Source organism: Bacteroidota bacterium (assembly GCA_034723125.1).
GTDB lineage: Bacteria > Bacteroidota > Bacteroidia > CAILMK01 > JAAYUY01 > JAYEOP01.
On sequence record JAYEOP010000040.1, the window covers coordinates 2,579 to 5,663 of the forward strand.

1 protein-coding gene is annotated in these 3,085 nt (G+C 29.3%); it reads right to left on the reverse strand.

What is annotated here, in order from left to right; all coding sequences use genetic code 11:
* The coding region (locus U9R42_01435) for a hypothetical protein (GenBank protein ID MEA3494677.1) at nt 1-2,490 on the reverse strand (2,490 nt) is incomplete at its 3' end.
* Nucleotides 2,491-3,085 lie beyond the last annotated feature (595 nt).

Sequence of the window (3,085 nt, forward strand, 5' to 3'; positions counted from 1 at the left end):
GCTCAAAACCTGTGAATTCAAATTGTAAGAATATTTATTTTGAGAAATTACATTAGCATTTTCAGTAACTGTAATTTGGGATTTTGAATTAACATTTCGAATTGTTGCTTTTATGTTCGCTTTGCAATCTTCTGAAGAATAAAAAGTTGAAGTAGGTTTAGTAATTACAACTGTTGGTTTCAACTCAATTTTTTTTGTACACTTTATTAATACAGAAGCAGAAGCACTACCTGAACTATTAGTAGCTGTTATTTTAAATTCACTATCTTCACTAAGCTTTCTTTGGATTTGCAATAAATTTGTTGACGGAGAAAATTTGTAAGCAGAAGGAAGTAATGTAAAATTATCTTGAGTAACTTTTATGTTATTATTATCTTCAACATTTATAATTGTTGCTGTGATGTATGCATTACAATTAGCAGAAACATAAGGGTTTGTGCTGGGATTGTTAATTGTTACAACAGGCATTTTCTTAGCTTTTTTAACAGCAATAATTGTAACATCATCCGAAGCAGTTCCTGTTTCATTTGTTGCAGTTATTTTAAAAACAGAAGTATTTTTAATACTTTTATTTAATGTCAAAATGTGCCTTTCAGGATTAAAGTCATATAAATATTGCGAAAGTGTAACAGCATTTTCAGTAACACGGATATTATTTTTCGAATCAACATTTAAAACATCAGCAATAATATTTGCTTCAAACTTTTCGGTTCTAAATGGATTAACATAAGGTTTTGTTATTTTCACAAAAGGCTTTCTATTTTTACTTTTACACAAAAAAGTGATTCTTGCTTTTGCATATCCATATTTATTTGATGCTTTAATCACAAAAACACTTTCTCCTGAAAAAGCAGTATTTAATCTCAAATTTTTTGTTGATGAATTGTAATCAAATTTACTTGAGTTAAGTTGGCTTCCATTTAAACTAATGGAAACATCTTGTTTACTGTCAATATTGTATATTCTTGCAGAAATTCTCGCATTACAATCAGTTGTTTCCACAATTGAAGTGTTTGGTTGAACAACATTTATTTCAGGTTTCTTCCCTTTTCCTCTGCAATGAATACTAACTTCATCAAAATCACTTCCCATTTCATTGGTCGCCAAAATTTTAAAATTTGAGATTTTACTTATTGATTTACTAAACTCTAATTCCCCTGTTGATACATCAAAGGAAAATTCGGAAGACAAAAGATAGTTGCCGTTTTCACTTACTTTTATATTATTTTTATCGTAAATATTTTCAACTTTAGCTTTTACCAAAGCAAAACATTCTTCCGACAAATACGGATTTGAGTAAGGCTTTACAATTTTTACTATAGGTTTTTGTTTTTGAGGTGCTTGCTTACAATAAATTACTCTGACTTTTGAGCTACTTCCATAATCATTAGTTGCAGTAATTTTAAATGTTGTTGACTCTTTAATTTCCTTATGAATTGTAAGTCGTTTGTTTTTAGCAAAAAAATTATAATTACTTTTCTGTAACTTTCCTCCATTTGCAAAAACATCTATCTGTTCTTTAGTGTCAACATTCAAAACAGTTGCTATTATTTCAGTTTTACAATCAGGACTTTGATATGGAGTTTTTTTAGGTTGGTTTATAATTATTACAGGTTTTTTATTCTTTTCAACTATTACAGGCTTAGGTTTTGGAGTTTTACGTGTTTTATTAAAATAAAAAGTAAAGCCAAGATTTGTATAATGATAAATATCATTATCTCCTGTAAGTTCATTTTCATTTGTCCATTTTTGTCCATCAAGAATATCAGTACTTGTGAAAGAAATTTTATGTTCCAATGCTATTGATAACGAAGGTGTAATCATATAACCTAAGCCAATACCAAGATTAGTTGTAAAAGTATTTGCCTCAGCAGTAACACCATCAGCAAAAGTTTCATAATCATCATCAAGTAGTACATCAAGCTCATTAAGAATATCCTTCTTTTTATCGGCAGTTATTAAAGTATAATCATATTTTAAAGCATTAGAATTCAATTGATTTATGTAGGTAGTAAATTCAGTTACTCCAATTCCACCCCAAAAATAAAAAAGAATTCTTTTTTCTCTTCTCAGTTTATTAGCATAAAAAACAGCTTCGGCAGAAAGCTCTGAAATCTCTGTTCTATGATTACTAAAAACAAATCCGGGAGAAGAGCTGTAATCCATTTTGTTGTCAGTAATTCCATTCAAAGCAGTATTCTTCAATAATCCTTCAGATTTTATCCAATCTTGCCCGAAAGAAGTTCCGTTAAGCAACCTCCCACGAATTGAAACATTAAAAAATCCGTCCGTATCAGGATTTAAAAATCTTTGAAGAGTAAAACCATAGCCAAAGCCTGGCTCCCAGCGGACATCACTACATTCAAAAAGATGCCCGATGTTAAAACCAACACCCCATTTATATGAAGGGTAAACTGTTACATTTTGTGCTTTAATTTGAAAAGAGATAAGTACAATTAAAATACTTAAAAAGGATGTAATTTTTTTCATTGCTATCATTTATTTTAGGCTAACAAAAATATATAATTCAATTGTTCTTTTGTCTATTGATTTAAAAAATAAAACACACCGCAATCTCTCTACCTAACAGGCTTTAAACCAATCTTATAGCTTATTAACTCTAATTTTATTTACCCTTATTCCTTCTTTATTTTCATAGCAACTTCCTTTGACTCACCCTCCTGTCCCTCTCTGCAAGCAAAGAGGGATGATACATTTGTACATATTTCAACAATAATTTTTGAAAAATCATTTTTGTAAAAATACCTAATACTTGCAGTGAAAATTTTAACTTTACCGCTTACTCCTTCTTTATTTTTAGAGAAGGCAGGGATGAGTTTATAAAATATAAAGTTAAAATTTTAACTACTTAGCAAAAAGTTTCACAAATGCTTTCAAATAAACAAAAAGAAATACTTAGAGTACTTAAAGTGCCTAAAGTACTTAGAGTTATGTGTTACGGATAAACAAATTACCAGTCAGCAGTCAAATTCCGAATAAACAAATCACCAATTAAACAAATAAACAATTCTTACAACAACAACCCATAAAATCGTCATTGTGAGGGAGTGTTCTGACAAAAACA